This window comes from Ancylobacter sp. TS-1 (genome assembly GCF_009223885.1).
Classification (GTDB): domain Bacteria; phylum Pseudomonadota; class Alphaproteobacteria; order Rhizobiales; family Xanthobacteraceae; genus Ancylobacter.
Genome location: NZ_CP045144.1, coordinates 1,472,142 through 1,490,326, shown reverse-complemented (window position 1 = coordinate 1,490,326; position 18,185 = coordinate 1,472,142). Strand labels below are relative to the sequence as shown.

Sequence of the window (18,185 nt, the reverse complement as noted above, 5' to 3'; positions counted from 1 at the left end):
CTCTCCGGCTGCGCCTTCGGCCGGGATGACAAAGTCCGGATGATGAACTCCATCACTGCCCGAGCCTCTCCAGCAGGGCCGGCACATGGACCTGGTCGGCCTTGTAGTTGCCGGTGAGCACATACATCACGAGGTTCGCCCCAGCGCGGTAGGCGAGTTCGCGCTGGCGCTGGCTGGAGCCGGAGACCGGCAGCATGGGCTGGCCGTCATCGTCCACCGCCCAGGCGCCGGCGAGGTCGTTGGAGGTGAGGATCACCGGCGAGACGCCGTCGCCGGCGCGGGCCGGCCGCTCCTCGCCGTCCTCCGGCGCCGGAAGCGCCTCGACCCAGGTGGTGCCGCCGGTGAAGCGGCCGGGGAAATCGCGCAGCAGGTAGAACGCCTTGGTCAGCACGTGATCGCGGGGAACGGGTTCGAGTTCCGGTATGTCGAGCCCGGAGAGAATGGCGCGCAGCGTGTCGTTGGCCGGCGAGCCGGCGCCGTTCGAGCCGGGCAGGGTGGTCTCGGCGTCGCGCGTGTCGAAGACGATGGTGCCGCCCTGCTTCATGAAGGCGTCGATGCGGGCCAGCGCCTCGGGGCTCGGGCGGGCGGCGCCGGGCACGATCGGCCAGTAGAGCAGCGGGAAGAAGGACAACTCGTCGCGCGCAATGTCGACGCCCATCGGCTCGCCGGCCTCCAGCGCGGTTCGCTCGCCGAGGAAGCTGGTGAGGCCGTGCAGGCCGGCGCGGCTGACCGCATCGGTGTCGGCGTCGCCGGTGATGACATAGGCGAGGCGGGTGGCGCTGGTGGCCTGCACCGCGAAATCGGCCTCGGCGGCGGTCATCGGCTTGTCCGGCTTTGCCGCCGGGGTGGCGGGTGCCACCTGCGCCAGCGGCCGGGGCTCGGCCTGCGCCGGACCGGACGGCAGGGCGGCGGCGAGGCCGAGGGCGAGCAGCACGGCGGCGCTGGCGGCGCGGCGGGCGGTGAGGCGGGCGAAGCCGCCGGCGAGCAGGAAGACGATCATGGCATCGATCAGCAGGAGGGCGAGCAGGGCCAGCAGCAGCGGCGCGCGCAGGTCGCGGGGCGTGGCGTCGCGATAGGGCTCCAGCCGGCCGAGGCCGGACAGGTCCAGCGCGACGAGGCGGTCGCGCGGCAACAGCGCGTTGACCGCCACCAGCCCTTCCGGCGGGCCGTAGAAGCCGGGCGGATGGTCGGCGCTGGCGCGGCCGGTATAGCCGACGGGAATCGCCTTGGCGGTCGGCGTGGTGGGGCGGAAGGCGCCGAAGCCGTCGAGCAGCCGGCTCGGGGCGATGGTCTCGCCGGTCATCACGGTCGTCGCGCCGGCCTCGCCTCCCGCCTCGGCCGCGCTGGACCCGCCGAGCGCGACGACCCGGCGCAGCATGTCGACGAAGGCGCCGGAGATCGGCAGGTTCGACCACGAGGTGTCGGCGGTGACGTGGAACAGCACCAGCGCGCCGGCGCCGCGCCGCTCGCCGGTGACGAGCGGCGTGCCGTCCGAGAGTGTGGCCCAGGTGCGCGAGGCGAGCAGGCCGTCGGGCTCGGCCAGCACCTGCCGCTCGACGGTGACGTCATTGGGTACGGTCACGTCGCGGAACGGCCCCTCGGCGGTGAAGCTGCCGAGCGACTGCGGCTGCTCCCAGGAGAGCGAGCCGCCGAGCACGCGCCCGCCGCGCCGCAGCGTCACCGGCACGAGGTCGTCCGAGCCGTTGGCGAGGCGCGGGCCGGCGAAGCGGATGAGAACGCCGCCGCCCTCGATCCAGCGGGCGAGGCGCGCGCGCGTCTCCGGCTGCAGCGTGCCGACGTCGGACAGGATGATGACGGGCAGCTTGCCGTCGATGAAGCGGTCGATCGCCTCGGAGGTCGTGGCCCCCTCGGCCGTGCGGATGTCGGCGAAGGGGCCGAGCGCGCGGGTGAGATAGTAGGAGGGCGCCAGCAGCGGCTGGCGCTGGTCGGCGGAGGTGCCGGAGACGATGCCGACCGTGCGCCGGCGCCAGCGCTTGTCCAGCAGCTGCACCGCGCCGGCGGAGGCCTCGTCGACGATGTCGAGCCGGGCGACCTCGTTGCGGATCTCGACCGGCAGGTCGAAGCGGGCCTCGGTCTCGCGCGCCCCGGGTTCGAAGCCGAAGGGCGCCTCGCCGAGCACGAGGCCGCGCATGTCGTGGGCGCGCACGGTTCCGGCGCGCGCCAGCGTGTTGCGGTCGGCCCGCACCACCTTCACGGTCAGCGCGTCGACCGCATTGTCGGCGGCGACGAGAGCCACCGGCTCCTTGACGCCATCGGCCAGCGTGGTCAGCGGCCGGTTGCCGGCGGCGGCGGCGATGTCGGCGGGAATGGCCTCGCCGCCCTCCAGCGCCACACCGTCGGAGAGATAGACGATGGACGCCTCCGGCGCGGCGGCGAGCGCCTTGCGCAGGCTGCTCAGGGCGGGCGCGCGGTCGGGCACATGCGGCACCGGGCTGAGGGTGCGCAGGCGCTCTCGCGCCTCGTTCGGCGCCATCACGCGCGGCTCCAGCGGCGGCTCGCCGGTCGGGATGAGCACGATGCCGCGCCCTTCGAGGTCGGCATCGGCGACGACGCCCTCGGCGCTGGCGCGGCGCGCGTTCCAGCTTGCGGCGGCCGGCCAGCCGGAATCGATCAGCAGCACCACCGGCCCGGAGGCGGCGGGGCCGGCGACCGGCGGGTTCCAGATCGGGCCGGCGGCGGCGATGATGATGATGGCGGCGAGCAGCAGGCGCAGCGCGGTGAGCCACCACGGCGTGCGGGCCGGCGTCTCCTCCTTCGGCGGAATGTCGAGCAGCAGCCGGGTCGGCGCGAAGGCGACCTTGCGCGGGCGTGGCGGCACCAGCCGCAGCAGGAACCACAGCAGCGGGAGGCCGGCGAGGGCCGCCAGCAGCATCGGCGTGGCGAAGGCGAGGGGCAGCCCGAACAGACCCGTCATGCCACGTGTCCCGTCTCGTCGGCCGCACTCTCGCGCGGCGGCACCGCGCCGTGCCCGCCGCTCATGCGGGCGTGCAGCCCGAGCAGCAGCTCGCTCGCCGGCCGGTCGGTGCGGTGGACGACAAAGCTCCAGGTGCGGCGCTCGGCCTCGTGGCGGATGGCCTCGCGGTGGGCCCCGACGCGGGCGACATATTCCGCCCGCACCGTCTCCGCCCGGCCGATGGTGAGCGTGGCGCCGCTTTCCGGCTCGCGGAACTCGACACGGCCGGAGAAGGGAAAGGTCTCTTCCGCCGGATCGCAGACCTGCACGACATGGCCGTGCGCGCCGGAGGCGGCGAGCCCGGCGAGGCTGGCCACCACCTCGCGGGTCGGGCTCCACAGGTCGCCCAGCAGCACCACCTCGGCGAGCGGGGAGGGCGCGAAGGCAGGCGGCAGGCTCTGCGGCAGGCTCGGCGCGTGGACCAGCGATTCCGCCATCTTCTCGACGATGCGGCGGGAGGCCGAGGGGCGCATCACGCCGGGTATGCCGACGCGCTCGCCGCCGCGCACCAGAAGCTCCGCCAGCGCGAAGGCGACGATGAGCGCGCGGTCACGCTTGGTCTCCCAGACCAGCGGCGAGGCGAACACCATGGAGGCGGACAGGTCCGGCCAGATCCATACCGTGTGGGCGGCTTCCCATTCGCGCTCGCGGACATACAGATGGTCGTCGCGGGCCGAACGGCGCCAGTCGACGCGCGAGGAAGGCTCGCCATCCATGAAGCGGCGGTACTGCCAGAAATTCTCTCCGGTGCCGGCGCGGCGGCGCCCGTGCAGGCCGTGATGGACGCTGGCCGCGATCCGGCGTGCTTCCAGCACGAGGCGGGGCATCGCGGCCACGAGGCCGGCGGCATCCTGCGCTGCGCTTCGCACGGCTGTATCGGCGTCGAACTCCACCCGCTCTCGTCTCCGTCACACGGTGCCGCGGCACCTGCCGCCGGCAATGCAATCCATCAGCCACACGGCTGAACGCAAGGGCTTCCCGGACAGCCGGTCGTCAGCCGATCTTCCGGGCGAGCTTGGCGATGACGCCCGGCACCGTCTCGCCATCCGCGCGCGCCGCGAAGGTCAGCGCCATGCGGTGCTTGAGGATCGGCTCGGCCAGCGCCACCACGTCGTCGATCGACGGCGCATAGCGCCCGTCCAGCAGCGCACGGGCACGCACCGCCAGCATCAGCGACTGCGAGGCGCGCGGGCCGGGGCCCCAGGAGATGAACTTGGAGAGGTCGCCGGCCTCGGACCCCGGACGGGCCGAGCGGACCAAAGTGAGGATGGCCTCGACCACGGATTCGCCGACCGGCAGCCGGCGCACCAGCCGCTGGGCGGCGGCGAGTTCGTCGGCGTTCATCACCGCGCGCGGCTTGGTTTCCTCGGCGCTGGTGGTGTCGAACAGGATCTTCCTTTCCGAGTCGCGGTCGGGGTAATCGACGTCGATCTCCATCAGGAAGCGGTCGAGCTGCGCCTCGGGCAGCGGATAGGTGCCTTCCTGCTCCAGCGGGTTCTGCGTCGCCAGCACGTGGAAGGGCTTGGGGAGGTCGTGGCGCACGCCGGCCACGGTCACATGGCCTTCCTGCATGGATTGCAGCAGGGCGGACTGGGTGCGTGGGCTCGCGCGGTTGATCTCGTCCGCCATCAGGAGCTGGGCGAAGACCGGGCCGGGAATGAAGCGGAAGGAACGGCGCCCGCCGGCACTCTCCTCCAGCACCTCGGCGCCGAGAATGTCGGAGGGCATGAGGTCCGGGGTGAACTGGACGCGCCGGGCATCGAGGCCGAGCACCACGCCGAGCGTCTCGACCAGCTTGGTCTTGGCGAGGCCGGGCACACCGACGAGAAGTCCGTGGCCGCCGGAGAGAATGGTGATGAGGGTGCGCTCGACCACCGTTTCCTGGCCGAAGATCACCGCGCCGATGCCGGCGCGGGCGGCGCGCACATTGGCCGCCGTCGACTCCGCCGAGCGGATGATCATGTCGTCGAGGGATTCGAAATTCTCGCCGGTGGCGGACGTCATGTCGTACTCCTGCAATCACCGAGACCCGTGTCGAAACGATCCGTGCCGACCATGTTGCGCTGCAACAAACAATATTGCAATGCACCTACCACCGTACCGTTTCGGTCTGGAACGGGAGGCAGGCATGGGCTTTCGGAAGGGCAAGCTTACGCTATCTTGCAACCGCGTCGACTATCGGGCGGGGGATCACGACTGCGCGATTACGTCTGTGTGACACGGATTGGATCATGACTTCAGGGGCTTCCGGCCGACTTGACGAATTGGTGCGGGCGGTCGGAAACGGTCGCGAACGCCCCCTGCCGCCGATCGAAAGCTGGAATCCGCCCGATTGTGGCGAGATCGACATCGTGATCGACCGCGAGGGCGTATGGCACCATGACGGGCGGCCGATTCGCCGCGAGGGGCTGGTGCGCCTGTTCGCCTCGGTGCTCAAGCGCGAGGGCGAGCGCCACGTGCTGGTCACGCCGGTGGAGAAGCTCGGCATCCGGGTGGAGGACGCCGCCTTCCTCGCGGTCGAGATGAACGTCGACGAGAGCGGGGCTTTGCCCGTGCTGGTGTTCCGCACCAACATGGACGACCTCGTGGCCTGCGACGAGGTGCATCCGCTGCGCATCGAGACGGGGGCGGACGGGGGGCCGCGCCCCTATATATATGTGCGTCGCGGCCTGTGGGCGCGGCTCACCCGCGCCGTGTTCCTCGATCTCGCCGAGCGGGCCGAGGAGCGGGTGGTGGACGGGCACGCCGTGTTCGGCGTCGCCTCGGGCCGGGCGTTCTTCGCGCTGGCGCCCGCCGAGACCGTGAAAGAGGGCCTATGATCGCCGTGCCGCATCCCTTCTCGCCCGCCGATGTCGCCGCGACCGATGTGAGCGCGCCGCTGACGCTCGACGATTTCGTCGCTCGTGCCCGCGTCCGGCTGCTGGCGGTGCCGGACCTGACCGGCGACCCGCCGCGCGGCGACCACGAACTGACGCCGGAATACCGCGCGCTGGTCGACGCGCTGCCGATCCGCGCCGCCGCCGTGCTGGTGCCCGTGGTCGCCCGCCCCGAGCCGACCGTGCTGCTGACGCTGCGTTCCTCGCATCTGGCGAGCCATGCCGGGCAGATCTCCTTTCCCGGCGGCAAGATCGACCCGCAGGACGACGGCCCGCTCGGCGCGGCGCTGCGCGAGGCGGAGGAAGAGGTCGGGCTCGCGCGTGGCCTCGTCGCGCCGCTCGGCTATCTCGACGCGTATCTGTCGCGCACGGGCTTCCGCATCGTGCCCGTGGTGGCGACGGTGGAGCCCGATTTCGCGCTGACGCTGAACCCCGGCGAGGTCGATGAGGCTTTCGAGGTGCCGCTCGACTTCCTGATGCGCCCCAACAACCATGTGCGCGAGACCCGCGAATGGCTCGGCATGATGCGCACCTTCCACGCCATGACCTATGAGCGCCGCCGCATCTGGGGCATCACCGCCGGCATATTGCGCAGCCTCTATGAGCGGGTCTATCTGCCATGACCCGCATCCTCGCCGAGATCGCGCTGTTCCTGCTGCCCTTCGCGGCCTTCGCGCTGTATCTGCGCCATGGCCGCAAGGTGGACTCGGTTTTCGCCGCCTGGTCGCTGCGGGCGCTGGTCGTCTGCTCGCTGCTGGCCGTGTTTCTGGTGGCGGCGAGCCTCTATTTCATCGAGGCCACGGGGCGCGGGCCGACGACCGGGCGCTACGTGCCGCCGACCTGGCAGGACGGCGTGCTCACCCCCGGCCATATCGAATGAGACGCCGGGCATGAACCCGCTTCTGGAGGGCCGCCCGGGCCTCGCCCGCGTGCTCGCCGCGCTGGACGGGGCGGGCGAGGAGGCTCGCATCGTCGGCGGCGCGGTGCGCGACTGGCTGATCGGGCGCGGCCTGCGCTCGGATATCGACATCGCCACCACCGCCACCCCCGACGAGGTGACGCGCCGCGCGCACGCGGCCGGGCTGAAGCCGGTGCCGACCGGCATCGAGCACGGCACGGTGACAGTGATCGCGCAGGGCGAGCCCTATGAGGTGACGACGCTGCGCGAGGACGCGGAGACCGACGGCCGGCGCGCCCGCGTGGTGTTCGGCCGGAGCTGGCGGCATGACGCCGAGCGGCGCGACTTCACCATGAACGCACTCTACCTCACCCGCGAGGGTGAGCTGGTCGATCTCGTCGGCGGGGTGGCGGACGCCAGGGCCGGGCGGGTGCGCTTCATCGGCGACCCGGATGTGCGTATCGCCGAGGACTATCTGCGCATCTTGCGCCTGTTCCGCTTCCATGCCGCCTTCGGTCGGGGGCCGCTGGACGAGGCCGCTCTGGCGGCGGCGATCCGCAACCGCGCCGGGCTCGATCGGCTCTCGCGCGAGCGGGTGCGGGCGGAGTTGCTCAAGCTCATCGTCGCGCCGCGCGCGCCGGAGACGCTGGCCACGATGGACGCCGCCGGCCTGCTGGCGCCGGTGCTCGGCGGGGCGGGGGACGTGCCGACCTTCGCCCGGCTCGCCGGCATCGAGGCGGGCCTCGGCATGGCGCCCGACCCGGTGCGCCGGCTCGGCGCGCTGGCGGTGCGCGGCGAGGCGGATGCGCTGGCGCTGCGCGAGCGGCTGCGGCTCTCCAATAGCGAGGCCGCGCGCCTCGCCGCGCTCGCCGGCCCGGCGCCGACACCGGGCATGTGCGAGAAGGGGCAGAAGGCGTTCCTCTACCGCATGGGCCGCGAGACGTTCCAGGACCGGGCGCTGATCGCCTTCGCCCGTTCCGGCGCCGCCCTTGACGAGGAGGGCTGGCGCGCTCTGGCCTCCATCGCGGCCGACTGGCCGCTGCCGGAGTTTCCGCTCAAGGCCGCCGACTTCCTCGCGCGCGGCCTGACCCCCGGCCCGGCGCTTGGCGCCGCACTCAAGCGGGCGGAGGAAGCGTGGATCGAGGCGGGTTTCCCCATGGGGGAGGCGGCGCTGGAGGGGATTATCGAGGGGGCGGCGAGGTGATCGTCATCCCGGCCGAAGCGTAGCGGAGAGCCGGGATCGCTTCCCCAATATCCCGCGATCCCGGATCGCGCCGCTGGCGCGTCCGGGATGACGGCTTTCCCTCACGGCCACTTCACCACGGGCGGCATGGAGGAGAGGATCGAATCCACATTGCCCCCCGTCTTCAGCCCGAAGATCGTGCCGCGGTCGTAGAGCAGGTTGAACTCGACATAGCGCCCGCGCCGGATGAGCTGTTCCTCGCGCTCGGCCTCGGTCCACGGTTTGTCGAAATTGGCGCGGACGAGGTGGGGGTAGACGTCGAGAAAGGCGAGGCCCACCGCCTTGGTGAAGTGGAAATCGGCGTCCCAATCGCCCGAGTCCAGCCAGTCGTAGAAGATGCCGCCGATGCCGCGCGGCTCGCCCCGGTGGGGCAGGTGGAAATACTCGTCGCACCACGCCTTGTAGCGGGCATAGTCGATGTGCGGGCGGCCCTCGCAGGCGCCGCGCATCGCCGCATGGAAGGCGACCGAATCCGGGTCCTCCTGCGTGCGGCGGGCGTTCAGAACCGGGGTAAGGTCCGCCCCGCCGCCGAACCACGCCTTGGTGGTGACGACGAAGCGGGTGTTCATGTGGACCGCCGGCACGTGCGGATTGTGCATATGGGCGATCAGCGACACGCCGGTGGCGTGGAAGCGCGGGTCTTCCTCGGCGCCGGGAATCTGCTTGCGGAACTCGGGGGCGAACTCGCCATGCACGGTCGAGCAGTGGACGCCGACCTTCTCGAAGAGCCGGCCGTGCATCATCGCCATCATGCCGCCGCCGCCGGGGGCGCCGGTGGAATCGGTGCGCTGCCAGGGCGTGCGCACGAAGCGGCCCGGCTCGCCCGGATAGAGGCCGGCCGGGGCGTCGTCCTCCAGCCGCTCGAAGGCGGCGCAGATGCGCTCGCGCAGTTCCTCGAACCAGGCGCGGGCGGCGACCTTGCGGCTTTCAACATCGGCGGTCATGGCAATCCCCAATCGGCTGGCCGCGCTTCTAGCGCCTCCCGCGCGGTGCCGGAAGGGGCGGCTAGACCATGGTGCCGGACAGCGCGCCGATGACATAGGTCGCCGCCATGGCGAGCGCGCCCCAGAAGGTGACGCGGGCGGCCGCTTTCAGCGGGTCCGAGCCGCCGGCCCTGGCGCCGGCGACGCCGAGCACGGCGAGGAAGACCAGCGCCGCCGCCGAGACCGTGACGGGCACGCCCGCAGCGGGCGCCACCAGCGCCGTCACCAGCGGCAGCGCGGCGCCGGCGGCGAAGCTGGCGGCCGAGGCGAGCGCGGCCTGGACGGGGCGCGCCGTGGTGATCTCGTTGATGCCGAGTTCGTCCCGGGCATGGGCTTCGAGGGCGTTGCCGGCCGTAAGTTGCGTGGCGACCTGCGCGGCCAGCGCGGGATCGAGGCCCCGCGCCACATAGATCGCCGTCAGCTCGGCATGCTCGCCGACGGGGTCCGCCGCCAGTTCGGCCTTCTCGCGGGCGATGTCGGCCTTTTCGGTGTCGGACTGCGAGGACACCGAGACATACTCGCCCGCCGCCATCGACATGGCGCCGGCCACCAGCCCGGCGATGCCGGCGAGCAGCACCGCGCCACGGTCGGCATCGGCGGCGGCGACGCCGACGATCAGGCTGGCGGTGGACAGGATGCCGTCATTGGCGCCCAGCACAGCGGCCCGCAGCCAGCCGGCGCGGTCGATGAAATGGCTTTCGGCGTGGCGGGCGCGCATGGGGAATCATCCTTCGGGTGTGGCAACGGCGCCAGTCTGGGCGAGGATCTTGAAGGTGGTATGATGGCGCCGTCAAAGCCTCAGGCTTCGACATACTGGTGCCGCATCGGCGGCGCAGAAGGCGGCCATGTTCGCACGCCTCTTTGCCCTGTTCGAAAAGCTGGTCGATTCCTTCCATCCGATGCCGATCGCGCGGCCACCGGAGGACCTGCTCGCGTTCTACTTGCACTTCGTCCGGCAGACCGGCTGGGTCTATGTGGCGGCGCTGGGCGCGGCGTTCCTCGTCGCCATCATCGAGGTCTCGCTGTTCCGCTATATCGGGCAGATCGTCGACCTTGTGCAGACCTCCTCGCCGCAGACGATCTTCGCGGACCATGGCGGATTGCTGCTGTGGATGGGCTTCGTCGTGGTGGTCGCGCGCCCCTGCGCGAACCTGCTGCACGACCTTTTGGTGCGCCAGACCATCACCGCCAAGGTCGGGCCGATGATCCGCTGGCAGTCCTATCGCTGGGTGGTGCGCCAGAGCGTCGGCTTCTTCAGCAACGATTTCGCCGGCCGCATCGCCACCCGCGTGCTGCAGGCGGGGCCGGCCGTGCGCGGCTCGGTGGTGGAGGTGATCGACGCGCTCTGGTACGCCGGCATCTACGCGGTGAGCGCGGTACTGCTCTTCGCCGAGGCCGACTGGCGCCTCGCCATGCCGATGGTGGGGTGGATCGTCTTCTACGTGCTGGCGCTGACGGTCTTCGTGCCGAAGATCCGCCATCTCTCCAAGCGGACCGCCGAGAGCAATTCGGCGCTGACCGGGCGGGTAGTCGACAGCTACACCAACATCCTCACCGTGAAGCTGTTCGCCCATTCCGACCGCGAGGACAGCTATGTCCGCTCGGCGCTGGCGCGCAACATCGAGGACAACAGCCGGCAGCAGCGCCACATCACCCGTATGGCGGCGACGGTGAGCGTGCTGAACAGCCTGATGCTCGGCGGCGTCGGCGGGCTCGGACTCTGGCTGTGGTCGGTCGGGGCGATTAATCTCGGCGCCATCGCGCTGTCCACCGGCCTCGCCATCCGCATCACCAACATGTCCGGCTGGATCATGTGGGTGGTGACGGGCGTGTTCGAGAATGTCGGCACGGTGCAGGAAGCCATCACCACGCTGTCGCGTCCGCGCGAGGTGGTCGACCGCCCCGGGGCGCCGGAACTCGTCGTCGCGCGCGGGGAGATCCGCTTCGAGGATGTCAGCTTCCACTATGGCAAGGGCGCCGGCGTCATCGACGACCTGTCGCTGGTCATCCGTCCCGGCGAGCGGGTGGGGCTGGTGGGCCCCTCGGGCGCCGGCAAGTCCACCCTGATGAACCTGCTGCTGCGCTTCTACGATCCCGAGAGCGGGCGCGTGCTGATCGACGGGCAGGACCTCTGCGCCATCGCGCAGGAGAGCCTGCGCGCGCAGATCGGTGTCGTCACGCAGGACACCTCGCTGATGCACCGCTCGGTGCGCGACAACATTCGCTACGGCCATCCGGAGGCCGACGAGGCGGCGGTCTGGGAGGCGGCGCAGCGCGCCCATGCCGCCGGCTTCATCGCCGGGCTCTCCGATCCGCAGGGGCGCACCGGGCTCGACGCCCATGTCGGCGAGCGCGGCGTCAAGCTCTCAGGCGGCCAGCGCCAGCGCATCGCCATCGCCCGCGTGCTGCTGAAGGACGCGCCGATCCTCGTGCTGGACGAGGCCACCTCGGCGCTCGATTCGGAAGTGGAAGCGGCGATCCAGACCAATCTCGACGCGCTGATGGCCGGCAAGACCGTGATTGCCATCGCCCATCGCCTCTCCACCATCGCCCGCATGGACCGGCTGGTGGTGATGGAGCACGGGCGCATCGTCGAGACCGGCACCCATGCCGAGCTGGTGGCGCGCGGCGGGCTCTATGCCCGGCTGTGGCAGCGCCAGTCCGGCGGGTTTATCGACGCGGATGAGGTGGACGCGGCGGCGGAGTGATCCCTTTTCCGCCCTCATCCCCGAGGCTTGAGGGAAGAGGGGGGCAAGCGAAGCGCCGCGTTGGCCGGGCGTTCTAACTGTCGCCGTCGTCCAAGGAGGTGATGGACAGGATTTCGAGACTGTGCGGCCCGAGCTGGACAACGTCGCCCACGGCTTTGCCCATCAGGGCGATGGCGACGGGAGAGCCGTGCGAAACGGTCGCCTGAGACGGGTTGGCCTCATCCTCGCCGACAATGCGGTAGGTCTGGACGCGACCATCATCACGCTCAAAGCTGATGATGTGACCGAACGCGACGACGTCGTTCGACGGCGGCGGCAGCGACACCCGCGCCGTCTCCACGCGCTGGGAATAGTAGCGGAGGTCGCGGAGCGGAACCGCCGACTGCCGTCGCCTCTCATTGACGTCTTCCAGCGCATTCGCGACCGCCAGCGCCTGCTGAGCGCGTGCCAACTCCTCCTGCAGCATCCGCAGGCCGGCCTCGGTGACAAGATTGATTCGACCGGAGATCGGGCGCGCCGGCAGAACGGTTTCCGATGCGGCCTCGGCACTTTCTTCCTTCGCAAACGCCACGCTCAATGTTCCGGGCTCCTGTCGGCCGTTCCAGATGTCGATGCCCACAGCTAGCACTGCGCGGTGCGGGCGGGCTATGGCCGGCGCTGCGGAGGCATGCCGCATTCCACGGGTCGAGCCCGGGGATGAGGGCCGTTCAGTCTGAAACGTCAAATCCCCCCGGTCTGCCGCAGCGCCTCGCCGAGAATCATCGCCCCCGCCAGCGCCACGTTGAGCGAGCGGGTGCCTTCGACCTGCGGCACGCGGATGCGCGCATTCGCCGCTGCATGGATCGCCTCCGGCACGCCGGCGCTCTCGCGGCCGAGCAGCAGCACGTCGTCGGGCGCGAAGGCGAAGGCGGTGTGGGCGACCGCGCCGCGCGTCGTGCACAGCACCAGCCGCCGCGCCTCGCTCCGGCGCCACTCCTCGAAGCGGGCGAAGCTGGCATGGCGCAGGATGGCGGCGCGGTCGAGATAATCCATGCCGGCGCGGCGGAAACCGGCATCTCCGGCCGGGAATCCGGCCGGCTCGATGATGTGCAGGCTGAGCCCGAGGCAGGCGCAGGCGCGCGCCAGCGTCCCCGCATTCTGCGCGATATCCGGCTCGTAAAGGGCGAGCGCCAACGTCATCCGATACTCTCCTCCGGCATCATTGCCGCGCCCGCCTCCCGGCCGGCCCCGTGACGGGCCGGCGAACAGATGGGGGCAGGACGGACTGCCGCACTGCCTTCATCTGGACAAGGGCCTGTTCCGATGCAATTAGAGGCACTCGAAGGTAGGGTCGACCGCGCGCCACGCGGCCGCACGCCCGTTTTGCGCGAGCACCCGGCGACGGGGCTAAGCGGGCTTTGCGGGGGAGCGCGGTTGCGGGCATGAGGGGAAAGGAAACCGATCGTGGCAGCAACTGAGACGGCGGGTACCACGCGCCGCGACTTTCTCTACATCGCGACCGGCGCCATGGGCGCGGTCGGCGCCGCGGCCGTCGTCTGGCCCTTCATCTCCCAGCTCCAGCCGGATGCCTCGGTCCTCGCGCTGTCGTCGACGGAAGTCGACCTGTCGCAGATCGCCGAAGGGCAGATGGTCACCGTGAAGTGGCGCGGCAAGCCGGTCTTCGTGTGGAGCCGCACCGAGAAGGACATCGCCGAGGCCAAGGAAGTGCAGCTTTCCGCGCTGCTCGATCCGGTGGCCCGCAATGCCAACCTGCCGGCCGACGCGCCGGCCACCGATGCCAACCGCGCCGCTGTCGACAAGGAAAAGTGGCTGGTCGTGATCGGCATCTGCACCCATCTCGGCTGCGTGCCGATCGGTCATTCCGGCGAGTATGACGGCTGGTTCTGCCCCTGCCACGGCTCGGAATACGACACGGCCGGGCGCGTGCGCCGTGGCCCGGCGCCCGAGAACCTGGCGATCCCGCCCTTCAATTTCGTGTCCGACACGAAGATCTCCATCGGCTGAGCCGGCGTTCAGGGATACTGACAGATGAGCGGACACTCCACGTTCGAGCCGAAGCACCCGGCGCTCAAGTGGTTCGAGAGCCGGCTTCCGCTGGTCGGCCTGATTCATTCCTCCTTCGTCTCCTACCCGACGCCGCGGAACCTGAATTACTGGTGGACCTTCGGCGGCATCCTGTCGCTGATGCTCGGCGTGCAGATCATCTCCGGCGTCGTGCTGGTGATGCACTACACCCCGCACGTGACGCTGGCCTTCGATTCGGTCGAGCACATCATGCGCGACGTCAGCTATGGCTGGCTGATCCGCTACATCCACGCCAACGGCGCCTCGATGTTCTTCATCGCGGTGTACATCCACATGTTCCGCGGCCTCTATTACGGGTCCTACAAGAACCCCCGCGAGGTGCTGTGGATCCTCGGCGTGATCATCTACCTGCTGATGATGGCGACCGCCTTCATGGGCTACGTGCTGCCGTGGGGCCAGATGAGCTTCTGGGGCGCCACCGTCATCACCAACCTGTTCTCGGCCTTCCCGGTCGTCGGACCGACCATCGTCGAGTGGCTGTGGGGCGGCTTCGCCGTCGACAACCCGACGCTGAACCGCTTCTTCTCGCTGCACTATTTGCTGCCCTTCATGATCGCCGGCGTCGTCATCCTGCACGTCTGGGCGCTGCATGTGGTCGGCCAGAACAACCCGACCGGCGTCGAGCCGAAGAGCGCGAAGGACACCGTGCCCTTCACGCCCTACGCGACGATCAAGGACGGGTTCGGCATGGTCTGCTTCCTGATCTTCTTCGCGTGGTTCCTGTTCTATATCCCGAACTATCTCGGCCACGCCGACAACTACATCCCGGCCAACCCGCTGGTGACGCCCGCCCACATCGTGCCCGAATGGTACTACCTGCCGTTCTACGCGATGCTGCGCGCGGTGCCGGACAAGCTCGGCGGCGTGCTCACGATGTTCGGCGCCATTCTGGTGCTGTTCTTCGTGCCGTGGCTGGACACCTCCAAGGTGCGCTCGGCGGTCTACCGCCCGCTCTACAAGCAGTTCTTCTGGATCTGGCTGGCGGCCTGCATCGGCCTCGGCTGGCTCGGCTCCAAGCCGGCGGAGGGCGGTTACGTGATCGCCGGCCGTATCCTGACGGTCTACTATTTCGCGCACTTCCTGATCATCCTTCCGCTGCTCGGCCTGTTCGAGAAGCCGAAGGCCATCCCGGCCTCCATAACCGAGGCCGTGCTGGGCAAGAACAAGGGCGCGGCTCCTGCCTCCGCGGGCGTCTCGGCGCCGCAGACCAAGGGTTGAGCGGAACACGATGAGCAACACCATGTCCTTCCGTTCCTCCCTTCTCCGTCCGCTGGCCGTGGCCTCGCTGGTCCTCGGCCTCGCCGTCCCGGCGCTGGCTGCCGAGGGCGGCCCCAAGCCGCACCGCGAGGACTGGAGCTTCGCGGGCCCGTTCGGCAAGTACGACCGGGCGCAGCTTCAGCGCGGCTTCCAGGTGTTCAAGGAAGTCTGCGCCTCCTGCCACTCCGCGCATCTGCTGGCCTTCCGCAACCTCGCCCAGCCGGGCGGGCCGGAATTCAGCGAGGCGCAGGCCAAGGTGGTGGCCGAGGGCTACCAGATCCAGGACGGGCCGAACGACGCCGGCGACATGTTCGACCGGCCCGGCCGCCTGTCCGACCACTGGCCCTCGCCCTTCCCGAACGAGCAGGCCGCGCGCGCCTCGAATGGCGGCGCCTATCCGCCGGACTTCTCGACGCTCGCCAAGGCGCGCACCTATGAGGTGGGCTTCCCGGGTTTCCTGATCGACATCGTGACCCAGTATCAGGAGCAGGGGCCGGACTACATCCACGCCCTGCTGAACGGCTACAAGGAGCCGCCGGAAGGCTTCACCGTGCCGGAAGGCGCGCATTACAACGCGTACTTCCCCGGCCACGCCATCAAGATGCCGCAGCCGATCTCGGACGGCCAGGTGACCTACACCGACGGCACGCCGGAGACCACCGATCAGTATTCGCGCGACGTGACCGCCTTCATGATGTGGGTCGCCGAGCCGCATCTCGAGGCCCGCAAGCGCATCGGCTTCCAGGTGTTCATCTTCCTGATCATCTTCGCCGGGCTGCTCTACTTCACCAAGAAGAAGGTCTGGAAGAGCGTCGGGCACTGAGCCACGCTCTCCCGCCGGATACAGATATGCGAAGGGCCCCGAGAGGGGCCCTTTTGCGTTGGGGGACGTGGGAAAGGGGCGGCGCCCGATAAGGCCGGGAAGACGTCCGCCTAGACGGCCCGCACTTGCCTCACGCCTCCAGCCGCTCGACGAAGATGCAGTTGGTCAGCTCGAAGGCGAGGCGGCCGTGCTGGTCGGTGCCGGTCTCGCGGGTGAAGACGAGGCCCCATTCCGGGCGCGTGGTGCTCGGCTTCTTCGCCGTCACCTCGCTTTCGAAGGTGAGCGTGTCGCCCGGCCGCACCGGGCGCAGCCATTTCAGGTCCTTGAAGCCGGGGGAGGGGCCGATGCGCGGCGCCCGCAGGCCCGCCCGCGCCAGGTTCTCGTGATCGCGCGCCCAAGCCTGCGCCCGCAGCCTCGCGCTCACCACCACGCTCTGCCAGCCGGAGGCGACGAGGCCGCCGAAATGGGTGCGCGCCCCCGCCGCCGCGTCGAGATGGAACGCCTGCGGGTCCCAGGCGCGGGCGAAGGCGACGATCTCGCCTTCCGTGAAGCTGTAGGAGCCGAGCCGCGTGACGGCGCCGATCTCGATATCCTCGAAGAACCGCATCGTGCCCCCTCAGATCGGCCGGAAGCCGGGATTGCGCCGGCCGAACAGCACGGTGCCCACGAGGTCCGCCATCACCGCGCCGGCGGCGTCGACCAGCTCGAAGCGGAAGCGGACGAGGCCCATTTCAGGTCGGCTCTTCGACGAGCGGGTCTCCAGCACCTCGCGGCGCAGGCTCAGCACGGTGCCGGGATGCACGGGCTTCAGGAAGCGCACCTCGTCGAGGCCCGGCGAGCCGAGGCAGTCGGAGCCGTTCAGGAAGCCGTCGGCGGCGAGGCGCATGAAGATGCAGCACAGGTGCCAGCCGGAGGCGGAAAGCCCGCCGAGCCGCGTCGCCTCGGCGGCGGAATCGTCGAGATGGATGGGCAGCGGGTCGTAGTCGTGCGCGAAGGCCACGATCTCCTCGCGCCCGACCACGTAGCGACCGCTGGTCGCGACATGGCCCTCCTGAAAATCCTCCCAGAAGAGCATTGGCGGTCGAACTCCCTCACGCGCACCCTCGTCATGACAGGCGAGAGCGGCGTGAAGGTCAAGCGCGCAGGGGCGCCGGCGCGGTCGCGAGCGGGTCCAGCGTCGGGCAGGGCTCAGTTGTTGAAGCGGAAATGCAGCACGTCGCCATCGGCGACGACATATTCCTTGCCTTCCAGCCGCAGCCGGCCGGCATCGCGCGCGCCCGCCTCGCCATTGCCCTTCACATAGTCGTCGAAGGCGATGGTCTCGGCGCGGATGAAGCCCTTCTCGAAGTCGGTATGGATGACGCCGGCGGCGCCCGGCGCCTTGGTGCCCGACGTGATGGTCCAGGCGCGGGCTTCCTTCGGGCCGACGGTGAAATAGGTCACCAGCTTCAGCAACTCGTAGCCGGTGCGGATGATGCGGTTGAGGCCGGGCTCCTCAAGGTCGATGGCCTCGAGATAGTCCTTCTGCTCCTCGGCCGGCAGCACGGCGATCTCGCTCTCGATCTTGGCCGAGACGACGACGGCCTTGGCGCCTTCCTCCGCCGCGCGGGCGAACACTTCGGCGGAAAGGGAATTGCCGTTCTTCGCCGAGGCTTCCTCGACATTGCAGACATAGAGCACGGGCTTGGAGGACAGCAGGCCGAGCATGCGGAAGGCCTTCTCCTCCTCGGGCTTCACCTCGACGAGGCGCGCCGGCTTGCCTTCGCGCAGCAGCACGAGGGCGCGGGTCATCAGGTCGAGCAGTTCCTTGGCGTCCTTGTCGCCGCCCTTGGCCTTCTTCTCCAGCGCACCGGCGCGCTTTTCCAGGCTTTCGAGGTCGGCGAGCATCAGCTCGGTCTCGATGGTCTCGATGTCGGAGACCGGCGCCAGCTTGCCCTCGACATGGGTGACGTCGGAATCCTCGAAGCAGCGCACCACATGGGCGATGGCGTCGCATTCGCGGATATTGGCGAGGAACTGGTTGCCGAGGCCCTCGCCCTTGGAGGCGCCGCGCACCAGGCCGGCAATGTCGACGAAGGTCAGGCGGGTCGGGATGATCTGCTGCGAGCCGGCGATCTTCGCCAGCGTCTCCAACCGGGGGTCGGGCACGGCGACGTCGCCGACATTCGGCTCGATGGTGCAGAACGGGTAGTTGGCCGCCTGCGCCGCCGCCGTCTGCGTCAGAGCGTTGAAGAGGGTCGACTTGCCGACGTTCGGCAGGCCGACGATGCCGCATTTGAAGCCCATGGTGCGATGCTCGGTCGAGAGGAAGGTTTGCCGCCGTGGTTAGGCAAGACGG

The 18,185-nt window shown here is 70.0% G+C and carries 18 protein-coding genes; 8 read left to right on the top strand and 10 right to left on the bottom strand.

Annotated features, from left to right (window positions below; all coding sequences use genetic code 11):
* Positions 1 to 52: 52 nt before the first annotated feature.
* From GBB76_RS07195 to GBB76_RS07185, 3 genes are all read right to left on the bottom strand, one after another.
* Positions 53 to 2,935 carry a DUF4159 domain-containing protein gene (locus GBB76_RS07195; RefSeq protein WP_152302675.1) on the bottom strand — a complete coding sequence of 961 codons (2,883 nt, stop codon included), beginning with the start codon at positions 2,933 to 2,935 and terminating at the stop codon, positions 53 to 55.
* Positions 2,932 to 3,867 (bottom strand): DUF58 domain-containing protein, encoded by a 936-nt coding sequence (locus tag GBB76_RS07190; RefSeq protein WP_152302674.1) that lies wholly within the window; start codon positions 3,865 to 3,867, stop codon positions 2,932 to 2,934. Before GBB76_RS07190 ends, GBB76_RS07195 begins: the two co-directional genes overlap by 4 nt.
* 100 nt (positions 3,868 to 3,967) lie before the next feature.
* Positions 3,968 to 4,978 (bottom strand): MoxR family ATPase, encoded by a 1,011-nt coding sequence (locus GBB76_RS07185; protein ID WP_152302673.1) that lies wholly within the window; start codon positions 4,976 to 4,978, stop codon positions 3,968 to 3,970.
* Between the two features lie 227 nt (positions 4,979 to 5,205).
* Between GBB76_RS07185 and GBB76_RS07180 the strand changes: the two genes are divergently transcribed.
* The 4 genes from GBB76_RS07180 to GBB76_RS07165 are packed head-to-tail and all read left to right on the top strand — an operon-like array spanning position 5,206 to position 7,952.
* Entirely contained in the window at positions 5,206 to 5,793 is a 588-nt protein-coding gene (locus GBB76_RS07180) for a DUF1285 domain-containing protein (RefSeq protein WP_152302672.1), read from the top strand.
* Positions 5,790 to 6,473, top strand: a complete 684-nt coding sequence (locus GBB76_RS07175) for a CoA pyrophosphatase (RefSeq protein WP_152302671.1) — start codon at positions 5,790 to 5,792, stop codon at positions 6,471 to 6,473. The genes GBB76_RS07180 and GBB76_RS07175 overlap by 4 nt, the downstream gene beginning before the upstream one ends.
* Positions 6,470 to 6,730: a DUF6111 family protein gene (locus GBB76_RS07170; RefSeq protein ID WP_152302670.1), complete on the top strand. Its 261-nt coding sequence runs from the start codon at positions 6,470 to 6,472 to the stop codon at positions 6,728 to 6,730. Before GBB76_RS07175 ends, GBB76_RS07170 begins: the two co-directional genes overlap by 4 nt.
* A gap of 10 nt (positions 6,731 to 6,740) precedes the next feature.
* Positions 6,741 to 7,952, top strand: coding sequence for a CCA tRNA nucleotidyltransferase (locus GBB76_RS07165; protein WP_152302669.1), 1,212 nt, complete (start codon positions 6,741 to 6,743; stop codon positions 7,950 to 7,952).
* A 101-nt stretch (positions 7,953 to 8,053) separates the two neighbouring features.
* Here the strand turns inward: GBB76_RS07165 and hemF are convergent, their stop codons facing one another.
* On the bottom strand, positions 8,054 to 8,935 hold the full coding sequence (gene hemF / locus GBB76_RS07160; RefSeq protein WP_152302668.1) for an oxygen-dependent coproporphyrinogen oxidase: 882 nt from the start codon (positions 8,933 to 8,935) through the stop codon (positions 8,054 to 8,056).
* A 61-nt stretch (positions 8,936 to 8,996) separates the two neighbouring features.
* Positions 8,997 to 9,692, bottom strand: a complete 696-nt coding sequence (locus GBB76_RS07155) for a VIT family protein (RefSeq protein WP_152302667.1) — start codon at positions 9,690 to 9,692, stop codon at positions 8,997 to 8,999.
* Positions 9,693 to 9,819: 127 nt separating this feature from the next.
* Between GBB76_RS07155 and GBB76_RS07150 the strand changes: the two genes are divergently transcribed.
* Positions 9,820 to 11,682, top strand: a complete 1,863-nt coding sequence (locus GBB76_RS07150) for an ABC transporter ATP-binding protein (protein ID WP_152302666.1) — start codon at positions 9,820 to 9,822, stop codon at positions 11,680 to 11,682.
* Positions 11,683 to 11,755: 73 nt separating this feature from the next.
* Here GBB76_RS07150 and greA read toward each other — a convergent pair whose 3' ends face one another.
* On the bottom strand, positions 11,756 to 12,259 hold the full coding sequence (greA, locus tag GBB76_RS07145) for a transcription elongation factor GreA (protein ID WP_152304779.1): 504 nt from the start codon (positions 12,257 to 12,259) through the stop codon (positions 11,756 to 11,758).
* 143 nt (positions 12,260 to 12,402) lie between these two features.
* Positions 12,403 to 12,861: a tRNA (cytidine(34)-2'-O)-methyltransferase gene (locus GBB76_RS07140; RefSeq protein ID WP_152302665.1), complete on the bottom strand. Its 459-nt coding sequence runs from the start codon at positions 12,859 to 12,861 to the stop codon at positions 12,403 to 12,405.
* Positions 12,862 to 13,125: 264 nt separating this feature from the next.
* Between GBB76_RS07140 and petA the strand changes: the two genes are divergently transcribed.
* From petA to GBB76_RS07125, 3 genes are read left to right on the top strand one after another with little or no spacing between them, the layout of a single operon-like run.
* Entirely contained in the window at positions 13,126 to 13,686 is a 561-nt protein-coding gene (gene petA / locus GBB76_RS07135) for a ubiquinol-cytochrome c reductase iron-sulfur subunit (RefSeq protein WP_152302664.1), read from the top strand.
* A gap of 24 nt (positions 13,687 to 13,710) precedes the next feature.
* Positions 13,711 to 14,985, top strand: a complete 1,275-nt coding sequence (locus GBB76_RS07130) for a cytochrome b/b6 (RefSeq protein ID WP_152302663.1) — start codon at positions 13,711 to 13,713, stop codon at positions 14,983 to 14,985.
* A 10-nt stretch (positions 14,986 to 14,995) separates the two neighbouring features.
* Entirely contained in the window at positions 14,996 to 15,847 is an 852-nt protein-coding gene (locus GBB76_RS07125) for a cytochrome c1 (protein ID WP_152302662.1), read from the top strand.
* Positions 15,848 to 15,977: 130 nt separating this feature from the next.
* Here the strand turns inward: GBB76_RS07125 and GBB76_RS07120 are convergent, their stop codons facing one another.
* The 3 genes from GBB76_RS07120 to ychF form a co-directional block, all read right to left on the bottom strand.
* A complete protein-coding gene (locus GBB76_RS07120) occupies positions 15,978 to 16,454 on the bottom strand; it encodes a MaoC family dehydratase (RefSeq protein WP_152302661.1) in 477 nt (158 codons plus the stop codon).
* A 9-nt stretch (positions 16,455 to 16,463) separates the two neighbouring features.
* Entirely contained in the window at positions 16,464 to 16,922 is a 459-nt protein-coding gene (locus GBB76_RS07115) for a MaoC family dehydratase (protein ID WP_152302660.1), read from the bottom strand.
* 113 nt (positions 16,923 to 17,035) lie between these two features.
* Complete coding sequence (ychF, locus tag GBB76_RS07110) at positions 17,036 to 18,133, bottom strand: redox-regulated ATPase YchF (protein WP_152302659.1); 1,098 nt, start codon at positions 18,131 to 18,133, stop codon at positions 17,036 to 17,038.
* Positions 18,134 to 18,185 lie beyond the last annotated feature (52 nt).

Bases quoted from the DNA above. Each gene is read 5' to 3' on its own strand.
- GBB76_RS07195 (WP_152302675.1), bottom strand. From the start codon at position 2,935: ATGACGGGTCTGTTCGGGCTGCCCCTCGCCTTCGCCACGCCGATGCTG.
- GBB76_RS07185 (WP_152302673.1), bottom strand. From the start codon at position 4,978: ATGACGTCCGCCACCGGCGAGAATTTCGAATCCCTCGACGACATGATC.
- GBB76_RS07180 (WP_152302672.1), top strand. From the start codon at position 5,206: ATGACTTCAGGGGCTTCCGGCCGACTTGACGAATTGGTGCGGGCGGTC.
- GBB76_RS07175 (WP_152302671.1), top strand. From the start codon at position 5,790: ATGATCGCCGTGCCGCATCCCTTCTCGCCCGCCGATGTCGCCGCGACC.
- GBB76_RS07170 (WP_152302670.1), top strand. From the start codon at position 6,470: ATGACCCGCATCCTCGCCGAGATCGCGCTGTTCCTGCTGCCCTTCGCG.
- GBB76_RS07165 (WP_152302669.1), top strand. From the start codon at position 6,741: ATGAACCCGCTTCTGGAGGGCCGCCCGGGCCTCGCCCGCGTGCTCGCC.
- hemF (WP_152302668.1), bottom strand. From the start codon at position 8,935: ATGACCGCCGATGTTGAAAGCCGCAAGGTCGCCGCCCGCGCCTGGTTC.
- GBB76_RS07155 (WP_152302667.1), bottom strand. From the start codon at position 9,692: ATGCGCGCCCGCCACGCCGAAAGCCATTTCATCGACCGCGCCGGCTGG.
- GBB76_RS07150 (WP_152302666.1), top strand. From the start codon at position 9,820: ATGTTCGCACGCCTCTTTGCCCTGTTCGAAAAGCTGGTCGATTCCTTC.
- GBB76_RS07140 (WP_152302665.1), bottom strand. From the start codon at position 12,861: ATGACGTTGGCGCTCGCCCTTTACGAGCCGGATATCGCGCAGAATGCG.
- GBB76_RS07130 (WP_152302663.1), top strand. From the start codon at position 13,711: ATGAGCGGACACTCCACGTTCGAGCCGAAGCACCCGGCGCTCAAGTGG.
- GBB76_RS07125 (WP_152302662.1), top strand. From the start codon at position 14,996: ATGAGCAACACCATGTCCTTCCGTTCCTCCCTTCTCCGTCCGCTGGCC.
- GBB76_RS07120 (WP_152302661.1), bottom strand. From the start codon at position 16,454: ATGCGGTTCTTCGAGGATATCGAGATCGGCGCCGTCACGCGGCTCGGC.
- GBB76_RS07115 (WP_152302660.1), bottom strand. From the start codon at position 16,922: ATGCTCTTCTGGGAGGATTTTCAGGAGGGCCATGTCGCGACCAGCGGT.
- ychF (WP_152302659.1), bottom strand. From the start codon at position 18,133: ATGGGCTTCAAATGCGGCATCGTCGGCCTGCCGAACGTCGGCAAGTCG.